18 protein-coding genes are annotated in these 19,269 nt (G+C 61.0%); 10 read left to right on the top strand and 8 right to left on the bottom strand.

Annotated elements, in window-relative coordinates; genetic code table 11:
• The first annotated feature begins 305 nt into the window (after positions 1-305).
• The 4 genes from IG627_RS14025 (at position 306) to IG627_RS14010 (ending at position 4,985) form a co-directional block, all read left to right on the top strand.
• The gene (locus IG627_RS14025) at positions 306-1,490 is read left to right on the top strand and encodes an acyl-CoA dehydrogenase (RefSeq protein WP_193193004.1); all 1,185 of its coding nucleotides are present in this window, start codon (positions 306-308) and stop codon (positions 1,488-1,490) included.
• A gap of 268 nt (positions 1,491-1,758) precedes the next feature.
• Positions 1,759-2,376 (top strand): trimeric intracellular cation channel family protein, encoded by a 618-nt coding sequence (locus IG627_RS14020; RefSeq protein ID WP_193193003.1) that lies wholly within the window; start codon positions 1,759-1,761, stop codon positions 2,374-2,376.
• A gap of 22 nt (positions 2,377-2,398) precedes the next feature.
• Complete coding sequence (locus tag IG627_RS14015; RefSeq protein WP_193193002.1) at positions 2,399-3,991, top strand: alpha/beta fold hydrolase; 1,593 nt, start codon at positions 2,399-2,401, stop codon at positions 3,989-3,991.
• 154 nt (positions 3,992-4,145) lie between these two features.
• Positions 4,146-4,985 (top strand): sulfurtransferase, encoded by an 840-nt coding sequence (locus tag IG627_RS14010; protein WP_193193001.1) that lies wholly within the window; start codon positions 4,146-4,148, stop codon positions 4,983-4,985.
• A gap of 116 nt (positions 4,986-5,101) precedes the next feature.
• On the opposite strand, the gene msrA is transcribed toward IG627_RS14010, so the two are convergent.
• Together msrA and IG627_RS14000 are read right to left on the bottom strand one after the other, a co-directional pair.
• A complete protein-coding gene (msrA, locus tag IG627_RS14005; RefSeq protein WP_193193000.1) occupies positions 5,102-5,731 on the bottom strand; it encodes a peptide-methionine (S)-S-oxide reductase MsrA in 630 nt (209 codons plus the stop codon).
• 19 nt (positions 5,732-5,750) lie between these two features.
• Positions 5,751-6,380 carry a class I SAM-dependent methyltransferase gene (locus IG627_RS14000; protein WP_226865142.1) on the bottom strand — a complete coding sequence of 210 codons (630 nt, stop codon included), beginning with the start codon at positions 6,378-6,380 and terminating at the stop codon, positions 5,751-5,753.
• Between the two features lie 285 nt (positions 6,381-6,665).
• On the opposite strand from IG627_RS14000, the gene IG627_RS13995 reads away from it, so the two are divergent.
• Both IG627_RS13995 and IG627_RS13990 read left to right on the top strand, forming a co-directional pair.
• Complete coding sequence (locus tag IG627_RS13995; protein WP_193192999.1) at positions 6,666-7,940, top strand: porin; 1,275 nt, start codon at positions 6,666-6,668, stop codon at positions 7,938-7,940.
• Between the two features lie 38 nt (positions 7,941-7,978).
• The gene (locus tag IG627_RS13990) at positions 7,979-8,485 is read left to right on the top strand and encodes a J domain-containing protein (protein ID WP_193192998.1); all 507 of its coding nucleotides are present in this window, start codon (positions 7,979-7,981) and stop codon (positions 8,483-8,485) included.
• 66 nt (positions 8,486-8,551) lie between these two features.
• Here IG627_RS13990 and IG627_RS13985 read toward each other — a convergent pair whose 3' ends face one another.
• From IG627_RS13985 to IG627_RS13975, 3 genes are read right to left on the bottom strand one after another with little or no spacing between them, the layout of a single operon-like run.
• Positions 8,552-9,331: a methyltransferase domain-containing protein gene (locus IG627_RS13985; protein WP_193192997.1), complete on the bottom strand. Its 780-nt coding sequence runs from the start codon at positions 9,329-9,331 to the stop codon at positions 8,552-8,554.
• A 5-nt stretch (positions 9,332-9,336) separates the two neighbouring features.
• The gene (locus tag IG627_RS13980) at positions 9,337-9,660 is read right to left on the bottom strand and encodes a nucleotide pyrophosphohydrolase (RefSeq protein ID WP_193192996.1); all 324 of its coding nucleotides are present in this window, start codon (positions 9,658-9,660) and stop codon (positions 9,337-9,339) included.
• Position 9,661: 1 nt separating this feature from the next.
• Positions 9,662-10,375, bottom strand: coding sequence for a DUF599 domain-containing protein (locus IG627_RS13975; RefSeq protein ID WP_193192995.1), 714 nt, complete (start codon positions 10,373-10,375; stop codon positions 9,662-9,664).
• Between the two features lie 234 nt (positions 10,376-10,609).
• Between IG627_RS13975 and IG627_RS13970 the strand changes: the two genes are divergently transcribed.
• From IG627_RS13970 to IG627_RS13955, 4 genes are all read left to right on the top strand, one after another.
• The gene (locus IG627_RS13970) at positions 10,610-13,543 is read left to right on the top strand and encodes an insulinase family protein (protein ID WP_193192994.1); all 2,934 of its coding nucleotides are present in this window, start codon (positions 10,610-10,612) and stop codon (positions 13,541-13,543) included.
• Between the two features lie 78 nt (positions 13,544-13,621).
• Positions 13,622-14,377, top strand: coding sequence for a carboxy-S-adenosyl-L-methionine synthase CmoA (gene cmoA, locus IG627_RS13965; RefSeq protein WP_193192993.1), 756 nt, complete (start codon positions 13,622-13,624; stop codon positions 14,375-14,377).
• The gene (gene cmoB / locus IG627_RS13960; protein WP_193192992.1) at positions 14,374-15,351 is read left to right on the top strand and encodes a tRNA 5-methoxyuridine(34)/uridine 5-oxyacetic acid(34) synthase CmoB; all 978 of its coding nucleotides are present in this window, start codon (positions 14,374-14,376) and stop codon (positions 15,349-15,351) included. Before cmoA ends, cmoB begins: the two co-directional genes overlap by 4 nt.
• Positions 15,352-15,546: 195 nt before the next feature.
• Positions 15,547-16,932: an L-serine ammonia-lyase gene (locus tag IG627_RS13955; protein WP_193192991.1), complete on the top strand. Its 1,386-nt coding sequence runs from the start codon at positions 15,547-15,549 to the stop codon at positions 16,930-16,932.
• Positions 16,933-16,988: 56 nt separating this feature from the next.
• On the opposite strand, the gene IG627_RS13950 is transcribed toward IG627_RS13955, so the two are convergent.
• From IG627_RS13950 to IG627_RS13940, 3 genes are all read right to left on the bottom strand, one after another.
• On the bottom strand, positions 16,989-17,792 hold the full coding sequence (locus IG627_RS13950) for a class I SAM-dependent methyltransferase (RefSeq protein WP_193192990.1): 804 nt from the start codon (positions 17,790-17,792) through the stop codon (positions 16,989-16,991).
• 35 nt (positions 17,793-17,827) lie between these two features.
• Entirely contained in the window at positions 17,828-18,196 is a 369-nt protein-coding gene (locus tag IG627_RS13945) for a SpoIIAA family protein (protein ID WP_193192989.1), read from the bottom strand.
• A 66-nt stretch (positions 18,197-18,262) separates the two neighbouring features.
• A complete protein-coding gene (locus IG627_RS13940; RefSeq protein WP_193192988.1) occupies positions 18,263-18,757 on the bottom strand; it encodes a hypothetical protein in 495 nt (164 codons plus the stop codon).
• Between the last annotated feature and the right edge of the window lie 512 nt (positions 18,758-19,269).

Genomic DNA, 19,269 nt, shown 5'->3' with positions numbered 1-19,269 from the left:
AAAAACGCAAGGAAATATCACCAGAGTGTCTGTAATTGAGTGAAAGTTAGAAAATTATTGCGCCCATTATGGAATTCGCGTTTGTGGCCGCAAGGCAATTTACGGTTGTTTACTCTTAACCAGTAAATATAGGGGGATAATTGCCCGCACCGGGAGTGCTCCCGCGCCCCTACTTAGGTATGATGCGCCACACTAAACTGGACGGTCATCGGACCGGATTCCGGGCCGCGCAAGCGGCATACCCGCAAAGTCAGACCGGCCGGACACGCCGGTCAAATCAATAAAGGAAGTAGACGAGAGAAACCATGAGTAAACATCAGCCCCTCGCCCACTGGGATGACATATTGCTGCTGGACCGCCAACTGACAGACGAAGAGCGCATGGTGCGCGACACCGCGCGCGAATACTGCCAGAGCAAACTGATGCCGCGTGTTCTGGAAGCCAACCGCCATGAGATCTTCGATCGCGACATCATGAGCGAGATGGGCGAGCTGGGCCTGCTGGGCTCCACCATTGAAGGCTATGGTTGCGCCGGCCTGAACTACGTCTCCTATGGCCTGGTGGCCCGCGAGGTGGAGCGCGTGGACTCCGGCTACCGCTCCGCCATGAGCGTGCAGTCCAGCCTGGTGATGTACCCAATCTCCGCCTACGGCAGCGAAGCGCAGAAAGAAAAGTACCTGCCCAAGCTGGCCACCGGTGAGTGGGTGGGCTGTTTCGGCCTGACCGAGCCCGACGCCGGCTCCGATCCCGGCGGCATGAAAGCCCGCGCCAAGAAGGTCGAAGGCGGCTACCGCCTGACCGGCTCCAAGATGTGGATCACCAACAGCCCCATCGCCGACGTATTCGTGGTCTGGGCCAAGGACGACGAGGGCGATATCCGCGGCTTTGTGCTCGACAAGGGTATGGAGGGCCTGTCGGCACCGAAGATCGAGGGCAAGTTCTCCCTGCGCGCCTCCATCACCGGTGAGATAGTGATGGACAATGTGTTCGTGCCGGAGGAAAACAGGTTCCCGGACATCAAAGGCCTGCGCGGCCCCTTCGGCTGCCTGAACCGTGCCCGCTACGGCATCTCCTGGGGCGCCATCGGCGCGGCGGAGTTCTGCTGGCACGCAGCGCGCCAGTACGGCCTGGACCGCAAGCAGTTCGACAAGCCGCTGGCACAGACCCAGCTGTTCCAGAAGAAACTCGCCGACATGCAGACCGAAATCACCCTCGGCTTGCAGGGCTCACTGCGGGTCGGCCGCATCATGGATGAAGACAAGCACTTCGACCCGACCATGATCTCGCTGATGAAGCGCAATAACTGCGGCAAGGCGCTCGACATTGCCCGCGTGGCCCGCGACATGCACGGCGGTAACGGCATCGCCGACGAGTTTCACGTAATCCGCCACGCGATGAACCTGGAGGCGGTGAATACCTACGAGGGCACCCACGATGTGCACGCGCTGATTCTGGGGCGCGCGCAGACCGGGTTGCAGGCGTTCTTTTAAGTCCGGGCCTGCGGCCCGCCGGGCGAACACGAGGTTCGCCCCTACAATTTTGAAAGAACATCGAAGTCCGATACGAAGGCCCTGCTAGCGGGAGCTGTTTGCGGGACTGCCTGTGAGAGGGACCTCGCAGACAAGCCTACAGGGATGTGTTCACAGGGGGGCGCCTAGCCCGTGTCCCGCAAAATGCCACCGGAAGCAGGGCCGCCCCGCACTAGAAATGAACCTATCTCCTCACCCCATCAAAGCTGCCAAGTACAGCTAAAAAGTCATGGAACAACTGCTCTACTGGTTCGATCTGATCGGCATAGTGGTCTTCGCCTTTACCGGCGTGCTGGCGGCGGGCCACAAGCAGATGGACCTGTTCGGGGCCGTGGTGCTGGCCTGTGTGACCGCCACCGGCGGCGGCACCACACGGGACATGATCCTGAATATTCCGGTATTCTGGCTGCAGGACAGCCACTACCTGTGGATCGCCGCCACCACCGGTGTGATCAGTTTCTACCTGATCCGCTACCTGCAGGTGCCCATGCGCCTGCTGATGATCGCCGACGCCATGGGCCTGGCGGTATTCGTGGTGATTGGCACACAGAAGGTGCTGGAACTGGGCCACTCCCCCGCCATCGCCATAGTGATGGGGGTGATGACCGGCACCTTCGGCGGGCTGATCCGCGATATCCTCGCTGGGGATATCCCCCTGCTGCTGCGCCGCGAGATCTACGCCACTGCCGCACTGAGCGGTGCCGCCGTGCTGGTACTGCTCGATGCCAGCGGCAGGGTGCCGGGGGAGATAGTGGTGGCAATCGCCGTGTTGGTGACCCTGTCGATACGCCTGGCGGCGCTGCGCTGGAACCTGTCCGCCCCCATAGCGCGCTTTGGCAACAACTGATCTGTTTCACAGGTATAACACAGTGTGTGAATCCCGCTTTCTGAAAGCCGCCCTACTCCTGCTTTGCACCCTGGTCGCCGCCTGCGACAAGGCGGCCCAGCGGGAGAATGCCGAAAGTCCCACCCGCCTGGTCCCCAAACCCTGCTGGTTCGAGACGGACGACAGCTGGCCGGTGACCCAGTGCTTTATGATGGAAGTGCCGGAAAACTACGCCAAGCCGACCGGGCGCAAGATACAGTTCCCGGTGGTGCGCTTTCTCGCCGCCGAGCCGGATAGCAACAAGCAGCCACTGCTGCACCTGGGTGCCGGCGGACCCGGCGCCAGCCTGGGCCTCGAGCCGGAAAACGCCAGCGAGTGGCTGTGGATCAACTACGCCGCCATGACCGTGGACGACGGCCGCGACCTGATCGTGATGGACCCCCGCGGCACCGGTATGGCACAACCGCGCCTGGCCTGTTCCGAGTTTATCGAGGACGCCCACACCGCTTTCCAACGCAATCTCTCCGCGGACGAGGAAGCCCGCGTATTCACCTTCAGCATGGAGCGCTGTTACAGCCGCCTGAGCAAAGACGCCGACCTGGCCAGCTACAACAGTGCAACCGTGGCACGGGATGTGGAAGCCCTGAGAGAGCTGCTGGGGGTGGAAAAATTCAATCTGTACGGCGTTTCCTACGCGTCGCGCTACGCCCTGACCCTGGCTCGGGACTACCCGCAATCGGTGCGCGCACTGATACTCAACAGCGCCGTGTTTCCCGAGATCATCTACACACAGAAGCTGGCCAAGGACTCCCTGGCCGCATACCAGCGCGGCCTGAAACACTGTATCGAAGACAAGCTGTGCAACAGCCGCTACCCGGATCTGCGCCGACGACTGGAAAACCTGGTGCAGACCCTGGATGAAAACCCGCGCACCATACCGGTCAAGCATCGGTTTTCCGACCAGGAGTACCCCTTCGTACTTTCCGGACAGAGACTGCTGCGGGTTGTATTCCAGGCGTTGTACGACGAGAGCTTCCTGGACGATTTTCCAAAAATGATCGAGTCGCTGGAAAATGACGAGAGTCCGGATCAGCAGGCGACCCAAAAAGCCATTGCCAGCTTTATGGAAATACTGCTCGATCCCTATTTCGGTGACGCCGCCGGCGTCAGCCACTTCTGCTACGAAGAAGCCCCTTTTGTCGACTTTGACAAGGCCCGCGCCAGCGCCGCGGACAGCGGCATACTCGGCGGTGCAGTGCGCGCCGACATCGAGCTGATGCAGGTACAGTGCCGCATCTGGGCCATACCCTCGGCACCGCTGCTGGAATCCCGGGCGATAGCCACGCCGCTACCTGTCATGGTATTGCACGGCGGTCTCGACCCGGTACTCGCCGTCGACGAAGCAGACAGGGCCCGGCGCAAACTACCCAATCACCAGTGGCTGCTGTTCCCGAAACTGGCCCATGACGTCATCTCCGCCAGCAATTGCGCCGAGCAGGCCGCCGCACGCTTCCTGGACAACCCGGAGGAAGACCAGAGCGAGCCGGCCAAGGCCTGCCGCCAGGAAGAAATCGCGAGGGAAATCCCGGCCGGAGGCGAAATGCCGGAGGACAGCCAGTACAGCCAGCAGCACTGAGTGCGGTATAGATGACCAATTCGCGCACATAAACCAGGCACTTTGTTCTCATCGGAAACAGCTATGAGAAAAGCTGACCAATTGTCTGGACAAAGCCCACGCTTGCGCTTAATTTCGCTCCTATAACAACGATAACTGTACCGACACGACGAGCATGAGCGAAAAGGCAGTAATTGAGGTCTCGGAACTGGCACCGGGCGCCGACGTGGTAATCCTGGATTGCCGCTACGACCTGGCCGATACTGAGGCTGGCACCAGGGCATTTGCGGACGGGCATATTCCCGGCGCCCGCTATGCCAGCCTGCACCGGGACCTGTCCGGCCCCCTTGGTCGCTACGGCGGCCGCCACCCCCTCCCCAGCGCGGAAAAATTCCAGCAATTCGCGCGCACAATCGGTATCAATCGGGATTCACTGGTCGTGGTCTACGACGATCAGCGCCTGGCCTTCGCCGCCCGCGCCTGGTTTCTGCTCCACTATTTCGGCCACGACAGAATTGCCGTGCTGAATGGCGGACTCGGGGCCTGGGTCCAGGCCGGGCTGCCGCTGGAAAATGGCGACAGCCTCACTCCGGCGAGGGGCGACTTTATCGCCACCCCCCGGGAGACGCTACTGCTCGATCACCAGCAGGTGTACAGCAACCTGGAAAACCCGCCCTGGCAGCTAATCGACGCCCGCGATAGACAGCGCTTTGCGGGTACCGAAGAGCCACTGGACCCCATCGCCGGCCATATCCCCACCGCCATCAACAAACCCTGGCGGGGCGTGACAAGGGATGACGGCAGGCTCAAGTCGCGGGATGAACTCCTGTTTCACTGGCAGGACATTCCCGCGGACGACCGGTTGGTAAACTACTGCGGCTCCGGCGTCACTGCCTGTGTCAATCTGTTTTCCCTGCACCTGATCGGGCGCACCGACGCCCTGCTCTATCCGGGCAGCTGGAGCGACTGGTGTGCGCATATTATTCATCCGCAGGAAGCGGATGTTGCCGGCTGAAGCGCTCGGGACAGAGCGGAGAAAGGTTTTGCAGCAGCGCCCCATGGCCGCAACGGGATTCGCTGAAAGCCCGGTCACCCATCCCGGCCGTGGCCACTCCAACCAGCGGTAAAATGTCAGCGCAACAGGCAGGCGCCTGTACCGGCCAGGCCGCAGTAGCCATCCGGGTTCTTGGCCAGGTACTGCTGGTGATCCTCTTCCGCATAATAGAAAGTCGGCGCCGGGCCCATCTCGGTCGTGATGCCCCCCAGCCCCTTCTCCTCTAAAGCAGCCTGGAATTGCGCCTCCGTTTGCCGCGCCTCCTCCAGCTGAGCTTCGCCGTAGCAAAAGATACAGGAGCGATACTGGGTGCCCAGGTCGTTGCCCTGGCGCATGCCCTGGGTCGGATCGTGCTCTTCCCAGAAGCGACGCAGCAGCTCCCCATAGGTCACTTTCTTCGGGTCGAAAACCACCAATATCACTTCCGCATGGCCGGTACCGCCGCTGCAGACCTCCCGATAGTTGGGATTGGGTGTGCTGCCGCCGGCGTAGCCCACCGCGGTGCTATAGACGCCGTCTATCTCCCAGAAGAGTCGCTCAGCGCCCCAGAAGCAGCCCATACCGAATACAGCCTTTTCCAAACCCTCGGGAAAGGGTTCCACCATGGTGTGGCCGTTCACAGAATGCACGCCGCTGATCGGCATGGGCTGGTCGCGGCCGGGCAGCGCCTCACCGGCACCGGGGATGGTGAATTTGTCGTACTGCATAATCTTCCTCAGCTGCCGGCTATTTATCGAACTCAATTGGGGCGGCATCCATAATGCAACCGCTGGCTTTCATTGGCCGGGTTACCTGCCAGTTCAGGAACTCGGCGCCCAGTTTCTCATGCGCGCGCACCGCCAGGCGCACAAACGGAGTGCGCCCCGGATCTGCCAAAACCACCCTCTTCACGCCGGACTGCAGCGCGCGGCGGGTGAGATTGTACAGCGGGTTTTCCAATTTATCCCAGAAACAGATATCGGTGCCAATCAGGGCGTCAAACCCGGCCAGATCGGCCTTGGTGACTCTCTCGTAATAGCAACGCCAGGTATCCACTGAGACACCGTTCAGTTCGGCGTGATAGTGCAGAAAGGGAAAGACGCTGGGATCCGCATCCAGCCCGGTCACTTTCGCATCGAATTGCACGGCACAGAAGATACCGCCGAGCCCCCAGCCGCAACCCAGGTCCAGCACCCTGGCACCCTTTTTCAGCGGATGGCGTTTCAGATAATCCATCATCAGGCAGGAGCTCTTCCAGAACTTATTGCCATGCAGGCTGGCATCGCCCGTTTCCCGGCGCAGGCGGCGCATATCCGGGTGTGCATTCTGGCGAACGGTCAGGCCGAACAGGCGACGGCTGAGTTGGGGGGAAGTCATAATGCGGGATCACCTCCAGTTTGACGGACCAGCTGTCGAAATCTGCGCAAGTTTACCGATAAAAATACCTTATTTCAGCCTGCTCCTCCGACCAGACACCTGAGTCGCTATTCAAATCTATTTCGCTGTACTGGGAAACAGGCAGATATTGGGCCGCCACCAGAAAGCGGCGCCCGCCAAAAATGACTCCCTCCCCGGGTCGGGAAACTACGTGGAGGTTTACTGGACTACCTTTTAACTCGACAGCTTAAAAAGTAACCGCAACAGCACCTCAGGGAAGAAGTGATGAGCGCGATGCGTAAGATTATTCCGATTACTTTAGCAGGACTCTCAGCACTGGCTGCGACAGGCGCCCAGGCCCTGCCGGTATATGAATCCAAGGAAGTCGCCCTATACATTCAGGGCTATTTCACCGCCCACCAGATCAATATCATGGGAAGCACCGAGATGATCGATGGCGCCTCGCGCCTCGGCTTCAACCTCGATGTACCGGCCTACAAGCACTGGAATGTTGGATTCAATATCGAGTGGGGACTCTTGTTGGTTTCGCCCAACCGGGAAATCATCATATCCGGTGACCAGCAGGCAGAACCCGGGGAGCAGGCAGACCCGCTATATGTTCGCCAGGGCCACGCCTACGCAAAACACGAGTTCTGGGGCGACTTTGCCGCCGGCAAGCAGTGGGCCGTCTATTACGATGTTGCCGGGATCACCGACTGGTACAACGTGTCCGGCGGCCTGGCCAGCGGCGCCTTCGCCCTCGGCAGTGACGGCGGCATTACCGGCACAGGCCGCGCCGACGCCGCTTTGACCTGGCGCAAGGACTGGAAGGGACTCGGCGGTGAGTTCCAGATAGGGCTGCAGTATGCCGCGCACGCTGCGGATCTGGACATCCAGGCCGAGGGCGCCAGGGGACCCGACACCCTGCTGGTTTGCCCGCCGGAGGACTGTGAGTATGGCCTGGCTCGCGGTGCGTCGCTGACCTACAAACTGGACGTCGGGGACGGGCTGTTTCTCGGCACGGCCTACAACCGGGTCAACCTGGATCTTTTCACCGATAAAGGATTGCTGTTCGACATATCCGACCCCAACTTCCCGATACTGATCCGCGATGACGAAGTGATCAATGCCAGTAGCAACGACTTCGCCTTTATCGGCGGCGTCGCCTACGGCACGGGCGCCTTCCAGAAAGGACTCTACGCCGCCTTCAACTGGCACCGATCACACAATAACGAACTCGCGCCACCCAGTACGACGATGGGCGCCACCAATTTCTTCAACGCCATAGGTTCCGAGAGTTTTGTCAGCTGGACCTGGGGCGCCTTTAACTGCTATTCCGTTTACGGCGGCCACAACCTGCTCAAATCACACGACGATGAAATATTTGAAGAGGCGCTGGTGACCGGGGACAAGTATCGCCTGGGCTATTACTTCGGGGGCTTCAATTTTCAGTGGAACGAACGGGTGCGAATATACCTGGAGGGCGGCAAAGACGACAGCAACGATGTGGCCCAGTCGCCGGGCGACTTTATTGCCGCGGGCATAAGGGTCGACATCTGATAAGCTAGCGGTCCGGAGTATGACAGAGAGGGTTCCCCTTGGGCCGCATTATCCTGCTGATTGCCGTCGGTATCTTTGCCTGGCTGGCATGGCAAAAATTCCAGTCCAGTGCGCCGCAGGACAGGCGCAAACTACTGCTGCAGTGGCTGCTGATCGGCCTGGCCCTGGTGGCCGTACTGCTGGCCATCAGCGGCCGGCTGCACTGGGTGGCCGCTGCCATAGCGCTGGTGCTCCCGGTTCTCGGCCGCACCCTGGGCTGGCTCAGCCGGCACCTGCCCTGGCTGGCGCCGCTGATCGCCAGGCACGCCCAGGCCAGAGAGGAACAGAAGAAGCGGGATGAGCAGCCCGGCGACGCCGACAAGACTCCTCCCCTGACACCCGTCGAGGCGCGCCGGATTCTCGGTGTCAGCGCGGATGCCGGCCGCGAGGAGATCATCGGCGCCCACCGCAAACTGATCCAGAAACTGCACCCGGACCGGGGCGGCAACGATTACCTGGCCTCGCGAATCAATGCAGCCAAGGAGCTGCTGCTGCGCGATATCTAATTGTAGGGCGGGCAAAGTGTCAGCCGCGCCGATCGATGGGCACATCGCTGGGCTCCCTTGCCCACCCTACATGCGGCACAGCAGGTGGATATAGCGCGCCAGCTGCCGGTAGGGATCCACGCGGGAGTATTCCAGTTCCTTTTCCACTATCGCCGTCGCTGGCAGCTTGTCGCGAATGGCGGGCGTCATAAAGTCGTGAAAACAGCGGATGCCACTGTGGGCGACGACAGAGAGCCCCGCCTGCGCGAGCCAGTCCTGCACCCACTCCAGCAACAGCGGATTCTGCGGTGTCAGACTGCCGGGATGACCGCCCCAGTGATCGGATTCGATATTGCGATCCAGTTGGCGAAAGCTGCCGCGCTGCAGCAGGCGGAACTCCAGCGCGCGGCGATTGTAAAAGGTCAGTGACAGGTAGCCGCCGCGCTTGAGCAGACCGCGCAACTGCTCTATCGCCTGCTTGGGCTGCACCAGCCACTCCAGTACCGCGTGGCAGATCACCAGGTCTGCCCCCTGCAATTCTGGCAGTTCCGCCAGCGCCTGCAGCGGCCGGTGCAACAGCGTCACCCGCCCCTGCAACTGACGCTCTTCCACCCGCAACGCGGCCTGCTCCAGCATCTGCGCTGAGATATCGGCCAGGAAGACCCGGTGACCGGCCTGCGCCAGATCCAGCGCAAACTGCCCCTGGCCACCGCCGGCGTCGACAACCTTGAGGCAACCCGCCCTTTCCGCCAGCAGGGGCGCCAGGTCACGACCCAACACTGCCAGACGGATATCCCCTTTCAGGCCACCGTAAATGCGATTGCGGAAGCGGTGCGCCAGGTCATCGAAATTGCGATCTGAGGTCATTCGGGCTACTTACCCGTCTCTGAAGCGGCACAACGGCGGCGGTTTTCCACCATTTTGTCCCGCAGGGCCGCATCCATGTCCACACCGAGGACGGCAGCCAGCTTGAGCAGATACATCTGGATATCCGCCAGCTCGGCCGCCACCTGCCCCGCCGTAGCGGACTGCATCAGCTGTTCGATCTCCCTATCGCTGCGCCACTGTAGGTGACGACACATCTCCGCTACCTCCACCGACAAAGCCATGGCCAGGTTCTTCGGCGTATGCAGCGGTTGCCAGCCGCGCCGCCCGGCAATCTCGTCGAAGGCGGCCAGTATCTCTTTGCTGTCCATCTTATTTCTCCCGGCGCTGCTCCATGGTGCGCCCCTCCGCAGCAAGGATGGACTGCAGTGTGCGCGAGCGGAACTCGCGCAGGTAGAGTACCCAGACCACCATCAGGTAGCCGGCGATAAACAGCAGTGGGTGGATAAACCAGCCCATTACCGCCATCGCAAAGTAATAGGAACGCAGCCCGTAGTTGTAGCTGTGGCCGGCCTGGTCGATGACCTTGGCCGTGCTGATGGCGAAGCGGCGGCGCTCCTCCTCGGAGTATGTGCTGTCCTCCGGTGGCGGCGCGGCCCCCATCAGTACATTGGCAAAGGAATACTGACGCAGTGACCAGGTAAAATTGAAAAACGCAAAGATAAAAATCAGCAGTAACAGCAGCACTTTCACTTCAAACTGCTCGACTGTAGTCTGCGCCGCCAACGGCAGGCTGCTCAACACGTCTATCGCCGTCTTGTGGGCAGTCAGCGCGGTGACCAGGCCCGCCAGGATCAGGATGCTGGTAGAGGCAAAAAAGCCGATCACCCGCTCCAGGTTACCGATGATCGCCGCGTCGGGCATACGCATATCCCGCTCGAGCATACGCAGCATCCACTCGACCCTGTACCACTGCAACGACGAAGACAGGGACCAGGTAACCTTGGCCTTCTTGCGCGCAAAGACGGTGTACCCCGCCCAGGTGATAAAAAAGCCAGTGACGCTGGCGATATCCAACAGGGTCAACTTCTCACTCCGTGTTCGTCTACATTTACTTTCTGGTCGAAGGGGAGAACAGCCCTCGCCTTCCACCTATTCACAGGCCGGGAACTCCCGCAGTTTTTGCGCTGCTGACACCCTTGTCAACAGGCATTTTTCCGCCGCGGCGCTGTTTTTCCGGTGTGGGCAGGCGGTAGAATAGCGTCCAATTGCCGGCGCAGCTCGCCGGACAGAAATTGAATAAACCCAGGGAGCTGTCTTTTGAGCAACTCACATCCCGCTTTCGAACTGGTTACCAGTGCAGAAATTGAATCTCTCGGCGTGCGCGTCGAAGAGTACCGTCATGCGGCTACCGGTGCCCAGCACCTGCATATCGCCGCCGACAACCCGGAGAACGTCTTCCTGGTGGCGCTGCGCACAGTGCCCCAGGACTCCACCGGCGTGGCCCATATCCTCGAACACACGGCACTCTGCGGCAGCGACAAGTACCCGGTGCGGGATCCCTTCTTCATGATGATAAGGCGTTCCCTGAACACCTTTATGAATGCCTTTACCAGCTCCGACTGGACCGCCTACCCCTTCGCCAGCCAGAACCGCAAGGACTTCGACAACCTGCTCGACGTCTACCTCGACGCCGTCTTCTTTGCGCGCCTGGATCCGCTGGACTTCGCCCAGGAGGGCCACAGGCTCGAATTCGCCGAAACCGACAACCCGGACAGCGAGCTGGTGTACAAGGGTGTGGTCTTCAACGAGATGAAGGGCGCCATGAGCTCGGTCAGCTCGCAGCTGTGGCAGTCGCTGAGCAAGTACCTGTTCCCGACCACCACCTATCACTACAACTCCGGCGGCGAGCCTGCAGATATTCCCAAACTCAGTTACGAGCAGCTGAAAGATTTCTACCGCAGCCACTATCACCCGAGCAACGCCATCTTTATGACCTTTGGCGACATTTCCGCCGCAGAACACCAGGCGGTGTTCGAGGAAAAGGCGCTGCACAAGTTCGAGCCTCTGCAAAAGACCATCTCTGTGGGCCGCGAAGATCGCTACCAGGCACCGCTTTCCGTCGAGGAGCACTATCCGCTCAGCGGCGAAGAGAACCTGGCGGAAAAGACCCATATCGTGCTCGGCTGGCTGCTCGGTGATGTCACCGACCTGGAGGAGGCGCTTACTGCCCACCTGCTGGCCGGCGTACTGCTGGATAACAGCGCCTCGCCGCTGATGAAACTGCTGGAAACCACCGATTTGGGCACTTCGCCCTCGCCGCTGGTGGGCCTGGACGACTCCCAGCGCGAACTGGTGTTTGTGTGCGGCATCGAAGGCAGCGAGCGGGACCGCGCCGACGAACTGGAAAAGCAGGTACTCGCGGTCCTGCAAGAGGTCGCCGACAAAGGAGTGCCCTATGAGCAGGTGGCCGCCAGCCTGCACCAGTTGGAACTGCAGCAGCGCGAGATCGGCGGCGACGGCTTCCCCTACGGCCTGCAGCTGATCCTGACCGCACTGACTGGCGCCACCCACCGCGGCGACGCCGTCGGCCTGCTGAATATAGATCCGATCTTGGAAAAACTGCGCGAACAGATCAAGGACCCGCAATTTATCCCCGACCAGGTGCGCAAGCTGCTGCTGGATAACCAGCACCGAGTGCGACTGGTGCTGTCCCCGGATGACATGCTCGCAGAGCGCCGCGAGGCCGAGGAAAAGGCGCAGTTGGCCGAGATCAAGGCAAAGCTCAGCGAAGGCGAGAAGCAGCAGATAGTGCAGACGGCCCACGCACTGGCCGAGCGCCAGCTGCGCGAGGACGACGCATCGATACTGCCCAAGGTGGGCGTCGAGGATATACCGCCGGAGCTGCCCAAAGTAGAGGGCGAGGAAGTCGACCTCGGTAGCCAGAAACTGACCCGCTACGGCGCCGGCACCAATGGCCTCGTCTACCAGCAGATGGTGTGCGCCCTGCCGGAATTCAGCGAGGATGAGAAACAGCTGTTGCCCTACTACTGCCAGGTACTGAGCGAGGTCGGCCTCGGCGACAAGGACTATCTCGAGGTACAGCAGTGGCAGACCCGCGTGGCCGGAGCCTTGCACGGCTTTACCAGCAGCCGCACCGCCACTGACAACTTGCAGCAGCTCTCCGGCCACTTCGTGCTGTCCGGCAAGGCCCTGTCCGCCAACCAGGCCGCCCTGACCGAACTGATGCAGGCAACCATGGAAACCGTGCGCTTCGACGAGCTGCCGCGCATCAAGGAACTGCTGCTGCAGACGCTGGCACGGCGCGAACAGGGGGTAGTCGGCAACGGCCATGCACTGGCGATGGCCGCCGCCAGCGCCGGATATAACCGCGCCGCCTTCGAGAGCCATGCCACCGGCGGCCTCCTGGGCCTGCGCCACCTGAAGGCCCTGGTACACGCTTTTGATGACAAGGCGCGCGATCACGGCGGCGACGAAGGCCTGGAAAAACTCGCCGCGCAATTCCAGAAAATTCACCAGAAGATTCTCGCCGCCGAGCGACAGTTCCTGCTGGTGGGCGAAGAAGACAAGCTGGCGGAATTCAGTGGAGCGCTGGCGCCGCTGGCCGCAGATTCCACCCTGCCGGCTGCCGACCCCTATGCACCTTTCGAGAGTCAGCATATCCAGCAGCTGTGGATCGCCAACAGCCAGGTCAACTTCTGCGCCAAAGCCTATGCCACAGTACCCATGACCCATGCGGACGCCGCGCCGCTGGCGGTGCTTGGCGGATTCCTGCGCAACGGCTTCCTGCACCGCAGTATCCGCGAGCAGGGTGGCGCCTATGGCGGCGGCGCCAGCCACGACAGCAATATCGGTGTCTTCCGTTTCTACTCCTACCGCGACCCACGCATGGCCGAGACGCTCCAGGATTTCGACGCGTCCCTGGACTGGCTGGCGCATGAGAAACACAGAGACGAGCAGGTCGAGGAAGCCATACTCGGCGTCGTCGGCGGACTGGACAAACCCGGCTCCCCCGCCGGCGAAGCCAAGAAAGCCTTCCACTCCGCCCTCTACGGCCGCACCCACGCGGTGCGCCAGGAGTTCCGCCGCCAGGTAACCCAGGTGCGCCTGGAGGACCTGAAACGCGTTGCCGCCACTTACCTCAAGCCGAAGAAGGCCAGTACCGCGGTGGTGACCGGCGCCCAGGGACGCGAGGCGGGGCTGGAGCTGGATCTGCAGGAAGAGAAACTGTAGGAGAGGGGTAAAATGCGGAATGCGGAATGCGGAACAGACTTACTGATATTCCGCATTTCGCATTCCGCACTCCGCGTCATGAGCAAACAAGACAATATCTACGCAAACCCGCTGGGCGACGTAGCCGGCTTCCGGTTCGACCAGTCAGTGGTCGAAGTCTTCCCGGACATGATCCAGCGTTCGGTGCCCGGCTACACCACCATAGTGGTGATGATCGGCACCCTGGCGGAGCGCTATGCCCAGGCCGGCAGCCGCTGCTACGACCTGGGCAGCTCCCTGTGCGCCGCCACCCTGTCAATGCGCCACCGCATTCCTGCGGCGGACTGCGAAATCATCGCCGTGGACAATTCCGAGGCGATGATCGATCAGGCGCGCATGATACTGGCCGCGGACAGCAGCCAGATTCCGGTGCAATTGATCTGCGACGACCTGCAGAATGTGGCCATCGAAAACGCATCGGTGGTGGTACTGAATTTCACCCTGCAGTTTGTTCCCGTCGAGCAGCGACTGGATATCGCCCAGAAAATTTTCGACGGCCTGCGCCCGGGCGGCATTCTGATCATCTCGGAAAAAGTCGACTTCACCGATCCGGACCACCGCGAGCTGATGATTGACCTGCACCACTCCTTCAAACGCGCCAACGGCTACAGCGAATTGGAAATCGCGCAGAAACGCAGTGCGCTGGAAAATGTGCTGATTCCCGAGACCCTGGATACCCACCGCGAGCGACTGAAGGCGGTGGGCTTCGGCAGCGTCGATGTCTGGTTCCAGTGTTTTAATTTTGCCTCACTGATTGCGATCAAAGGCAGGCCCGAGAAACAGCTCAACCCGTGATCGACTACACCCAACTCTACGCCGCCCTGCAGCACATCCCCGCCCTGCGCCCCTGGCTGGCACAACTGCCGGACCAGGTTGCCGAGGGCCTGAGCCCGCACCGCTGGGGTGACCTGCCGGACTGGCGCGCCGCGCTGGACGCACTGCCGGATATAGCGCCATCCAGCATCCAGCTGGAGGACAAAGTGCGTGTCGGCAGCGCTTCCGACGCCTCCCAGGACCAGCTGGCGGAGCTGGAAAAGCAACTGCGCAAGTTGCACCCCTGGCGCAAGGGGCCCTGGGATGTCTTCGATCTGTTTATCGACACCGAGTGGCGTTCGGACTGGAAATGGGAGCGGGTGCTGCCGCACCTGGAACCGCTGCAGAATCGACTGGTGCTGGATGTGGGCTGCGGCAATGGCTACCACTGCTGGCGATCCCTCGGCGCCGGTGCGCGCCGCGTTATCGGCATAGATCCCTCGGCCAAGTTTGTGGCCCAGTTTTATGCGTTGAAAAAATACCTCGGCGAAGAGAAACCGGTGGACCTGCTGCCACTGGGTATCGAGGCACTGCCGCCCGGGCTGCAGGCGTTCGACACCACCTTCTCCATGGGCGTGCTCTACCACCGCCGCTCGCCGATGGACCACCTGCGCGAGCTGCGCGAGACGCTGCGGCCCGGTGGCCAGCTGATACTGGAAACCCTGGTGATCGACGGTGCGCTGGGCGACTGCCTGGTACCCGAGGGGCGCTATGCCAAGATGCGCAACGTCTGGTTTATTCCCAGCTGCGCCACCCTCGAGAGCTGGTTGCGCAAGTGCGGCTTCGACAATCCGCGCACAGTGGACCTGGACACCACCAACTTCGGTGAGCAGCGCCGCACCGACTGGATGCGCTTCGAGTCCCTGGCGGATTTTCTGGACCCAGAGTCACCGGACAAAACCGCCGAAGGTCACCCAGCGCCCAAAAGGGCCGTTCTGGTCGCGAATACGCCGTAGCTTCTATTACAACCGCCCTCTATAAAAACATAAATCCCGACAGAGCCGGCCCGGGCAGAATTTTGTGTGGAATGGTGCCGACCATCTTGAATGTCACCCCTGGATCGGCAAAGTCTGCCCCCAATTGGTGCAACTATTCATTGTGGGAGCGGCCCTTGGCCGCTCCCACAGCGAGACTGGGGTTATAGTGTTTCTATGAGCATTAGCGTATTCGAACTCTTCAAGATAGGCGTAGGCCCGTCCAGCTCCCACACGGTGGGGCCCATGGTCGCGGCGCGCCAATTCGTAGAGGACCTGGCCGGTCGCGACCAGTTGCAGAAGACCGACCGGGTACAGGTACACCTGTACGGCTCCCTGGCCCTGACCGGCGTAGGCCACGGCACCGATATGGCCGTGCTGATGGGCCTGCTCGGCGAGGCGCCGGACACCATCGATGTGGACACCATCGACGGCAAGTTGGCAGCCATAGAGCGGGAACAGAGGCTGCTGCTGAGTGGTGACCACAATATCGAATTCGCTATCGACCGCGACCTGGTATTCCACAACGACGAATTCCTGCCCCAACATGCCAACGGCATGACCTGCCAGGCCTACAGCGGCGATGAGCTGCTTTTCGCGCGCAGTTACTTCTCCATCGGCGGCGGCTTCGTGCTGTCGGAAGAGGACTTTGCCCACCGGGACCAGATAGCCACCCTGCTGCCCTACGATTTCGGCTCCGCCGCGCAATTGATGAAGCTCTGCGACGAGCACGACTGGAGCATTGCCGAGCTGGCAATGGTGAACGAGAAAGCCTTCCGCAGCGAACAGGAAGTGAAGGATCAGCTGTGGCAGATCTGGGAGGTGATGGACGCCTCCATCCAGCGCGGTTGCCGCCAACAGGGCCTGCTGCCCGGCGGCCTGAAAGTGCGCAGGCGCGCGGCGGAACTCTATCGCGAGCTGAGCAAGCAATCCGAAGAGGAGCGCAACCACGGCCTGGCAATTCTCGACTGGGTCAGCCTTTTCGCGCTGGCCGTGAACGAAGAGAATGCGGCCCGCGGACGTATCGTCACCGCGCCCACCAACGGCGCCGCCGGCGTGATTCCGGCGGTCATCGCCTACTATGTGCAGTTCGTGCACGACCCGAAAGAACACGGCGACCTGAAGGACCAGGTAGTGAAATTCCTGCTCACCGCCGGCGCCATCGGCATGCTATTCAAGAAGAACGCCTCCATCTCTGCCGCCGAAGTGGGCTGCCAGGGGGAGATAGGCGTGGCCTGCTCCATGGCCTCCGCAGGTCTCGCCGCCGTCCAGGGCGGCAGCAACCAGCAGATCGAAAACGCCGCGGAAATCGGCATGGAGCACAATCTGGGCCTGACCTGCGATCCGATTGGCGGCCTGGTGCAGGTGCCCTGCATCGAGCGCAATACCATGGGTGCCGTCAAGGCGATCAACGCCGCGCGGCTGGCCCTGCGCGGCGACGGCGCTCACATAGTGCCACTGGACAGCGTTATCGAGACGATGCGCCAGACGGGTATCGATATGCAGAGCAAATACAAGGAAACGTCACTGGGTGGGCTGGCGGTGAACGCGGTCAATTGCTGATCGTGGCCGGTGTGGTCGGCATCCCATCACTGATCACAAACCACTCACCGCTTAAATCACCCGGGCACGCCGTGCTTGGTATAGATATCGAAGCGACCGGATTTTCCCTCCAGTGACAGCGTCGGCTTTTTGTCGGCCAGGAAGGGTGCCAAGCGCGGTCGCTTGACCACAGTGCGGTAGTAGCAGGCGGCGAAGGCCGGCTCCAGCAGTGCATCCGCGTCCTCGTCGCCACCCACCAGTTGATGAAAAGCGGCCATCTCTTTCTTGACCCTGGCACTCTTGCCGCGCTCGGGAAACATCGGATCCAGGTAAACCACCGGCACCGATTCCGCGGCCTGTTCGGCCAGCCACTCCCCCGCGGAAACCTCCCGCTCTTCCAGCGTCAGGCGCATGGCAATTGCGGCCAGTTCCGTGTCTTCCAGGCTGGCCCGCTGCAATCGCTCGAGTCCATCGCGCAGCAGCGCGCGCACTACCGGGTTGCGTTCGAGCATATGCACTTCGCAACCCAGGGATGCCAGCACGAATGCATCCCGCCCCAGTCCTGCGGTCGCATCCACTACACGGGGATAAAAGCCGCCGCGCAGACCCACCGCCTTGGCAACCTGCTGCCCCTTGCCGCCGCCGTACCTGCGCCGGTGCGCCAGTGCGCCGCCGACAAAATCCACGCATACCGGTCCCGGCGCCTTGCGCCCGGTGGCGCAAAGCTGCAGCCGCTCACCCCGCTGCAAGACATAGGCCGACTCACTGACTTCCACCGGGTCCAGGCAACCCAGGCAGGGAAGCTGCAGTTTATCTGCCAGCGCCTGTGCAGCGGGCAGGCGCTCCGCCGCGTCGGCCACTACCGCCAATGCGTAACTCACAATATTTCCGTGAAATCTGTTGAATTTGCGCGATGCTAACCCGGTTCACCGAGCCAATCCAGCGCGCGCTGGAATTCAGCGGAAGCGAAGGGGCGGACTTCAGCACTGACAAAGTGGTCGACCAGCCGCGGCATAATTCCCAGCAGCTTGTGGTCAGATACCACCGCAATTTTATGGATATGTTTCTGGTGGTCGCGCACAAATCGCAAGTGGGCCAGCAGGGCGACAAAGTTATCCCAGCCAGCAAAATGCTGTGCGTTGATCAGCAGACCCGACAGACGACCGCACTCTCTGATCACCGGATCCACCTGGGCCGCCAGTGACTGGAAATCATCTTCCGTCAGGGGCCCGATGGGCCTTACTTCGAGTACCCGGTGCTCCAGGTACCAGTTGTGGTCAATCATTGTTGCACATAAAGCAGAAGCCGCCCTGTAAATGCGGCCTCTGTTTTAGCTGGAAAACTTTTGGAATCAGTTCTGCGGTTCATCCTCACTGCCGGAGTCCTCACCGCGCAACTTGTCAGCGGCATCTTCCGCAGCCTTCTTGGCCGCATCTCCGGCATCCTCGACCGCCTCACCGGCTTTTTCAGCGGCGTCCTCGACGGCTTCGCCAGTCTTTTTCGCTGCATCACCGACAGTGTCGCCTACGTCACGGGCGGCATCCTCCGCCCTGTCCATCACACCGGAGCTATCGGAAGATCCCGGAGGGGTCGTGTCTGTCTCGTCGGATTCCTCTGGCATCTGGGTGTCCGGCGTACCCATACCATCCGGCGGCGTCGTGTCGTCCGGAGGTGTTGTCGTATCGTCGGGCGGCGTGGTTTCCTCTATGGATTCTTCAATGATGGTTTCACTATCGGGCTTGTCAAGTGAATCGTAGGCATCCTTGGCCTCGCGGTCGCCGCCGCGCGACATGAAATAGCCGATTATCAGCAGCAATATGATCAGTGGAATCAGTAGCTTTTTCATAAACCCACCTCTGGACCCCTGGCTGTTGCGTAAATGGAGACATACCAGGCAAGGCTTACTGTGTTGCACCGAACCGGGAGGGATTCAATATCTGGCCTCTGTCCGGCGGCCTGCTGGCAACAATATGCCCTACTCTAGCCACTTGGCGCCAAGCCATTCTCTACAACCAGCTGCGTGGCGGAAGAAGTTGACGCCAATATTGATAAGAATAACTCGCCATTGGGGTTCTTCAAGGAACTTTGTTCCTCTGGGACAGTTCGGATTGCTGTAAAAAAAGGGGGGGTTACAACCGGGGGTTTTATGAGTGATCAGTACAGGTAGAAACGGGCAGCGAATTACCAGCCACCACCCGATAACCACTAGTGGGCCGTGCGGGAAGTTCGGTAACAAAAGAGCACAGCCAAAGCGTTCAGATCAAGGCGAGAAAGCGCAGGAATAGCAGCGTTATTTCAAGCTTTCTCAACGCAGAGCTGGGCGCTTTGGCGACGCGAACTGTTACACAACTTTCCGCA

This window comes from Microbulbifer taiwanensis (assembly GCF_014904815.1).
GTDB lineage: Bacteria > Pseudomonadota > Gammaproteobacteria > Pseudomonadales > Cellvibrionaceae > Microbulbifer > Microbulbifer taiwanensis.
The sequence above is the reverse complement of the archived record's forward strand: the minus strand, read 5'-3'. Positions and strand labels throughout refer to the sequence as shown.

Excerpts from the sequence above, each read along its gene's own strand:
- msrA (WP_193193000.1), bottom strand. The coding sequence starts at position 5,731 with ATGCAGTACGACAAATTCACCATCCCCGGTGCCGGTGAGGCGCTGCCC.
- IG627_RS14010 (WP_193193001.1), top strand. The coding sequence starts at position 4,146 with ATGAGCGAAAAGGCAGTAATTGAGGTCTCGGAACTGGCACCGGGCGCC.
- IG627_RS14000 (WP_226865142.1), bottom strand. The coding sequence starts at position 6,380 with ATGACTTCCCCCCAACTCAGCCGTCGCCTGTTCGGCCTGACCGTTCGC.
- IG627_RS14025 (WP_193193004.1), top strand. The coding sequence starts at position 306 with ATGAGTAAACATCAGCCCCTCGCCCACTGGGATGACATATTGCTGCTG.
- IG627_RS13985 (WP_193192997.1), bottom strand. The coding sequence starts at position 9,331 with ATGACCTCAGATCGCAATTTCGATGACCTGGCGCACCGCTTCCGCAAT.
- IG627_RS13980 (WP_193192996.1), bottom strand. The coding sequence starts at position 9,660 with ATGGACAGCAAAGAGATACTGGCCGCCTTCGACGAGATTGCCGGGCGG.
- IG627_RS13945 (WP_193192989.1), bottom strand. The coding sequence starts at position 18,196 with ATGATTGACCACAACTGGTACCTGGAGCACCGGGTACTCGAAGTAAGG.
- IG627_RS14020 (WP_193193003.1), top strand. The coding sequence starts at position 1,759 with ATGGAACAACTGCTCTACTGGTTCGATCTGATCGGCATAGTGGTCTTC.
- cmoA (WP_193192993.1), top strand. The coding sequence starts at position 13,622 with ATGAGCAAACAAGACAATATCTACGCAAACCCGCTGGGCGACGTAGCC.
- IG627_RS13940 (WP_193192988.1), bottom strand. The coding sequence starts at position 18,757 with ATGAAAAAGCTACTGATTCCACTGATCATATTGCTGCTGATAATCGGC.
- IG627_RS13955 (WP_193192991.1), top strand. The coding sequence starts at position 15,547 with ATGAGCATTAGCGTATTCGAACTCTTCAAGATAGGCGTAGGCCCGTCC.
- IG627_RS13995 (WP_193192999.1), top strand. The coding sequence starts at position 6,666 with ATGAGCGCGATGCGTAAGATTATTCCGATTACTTTAGCAGGACTCTCA.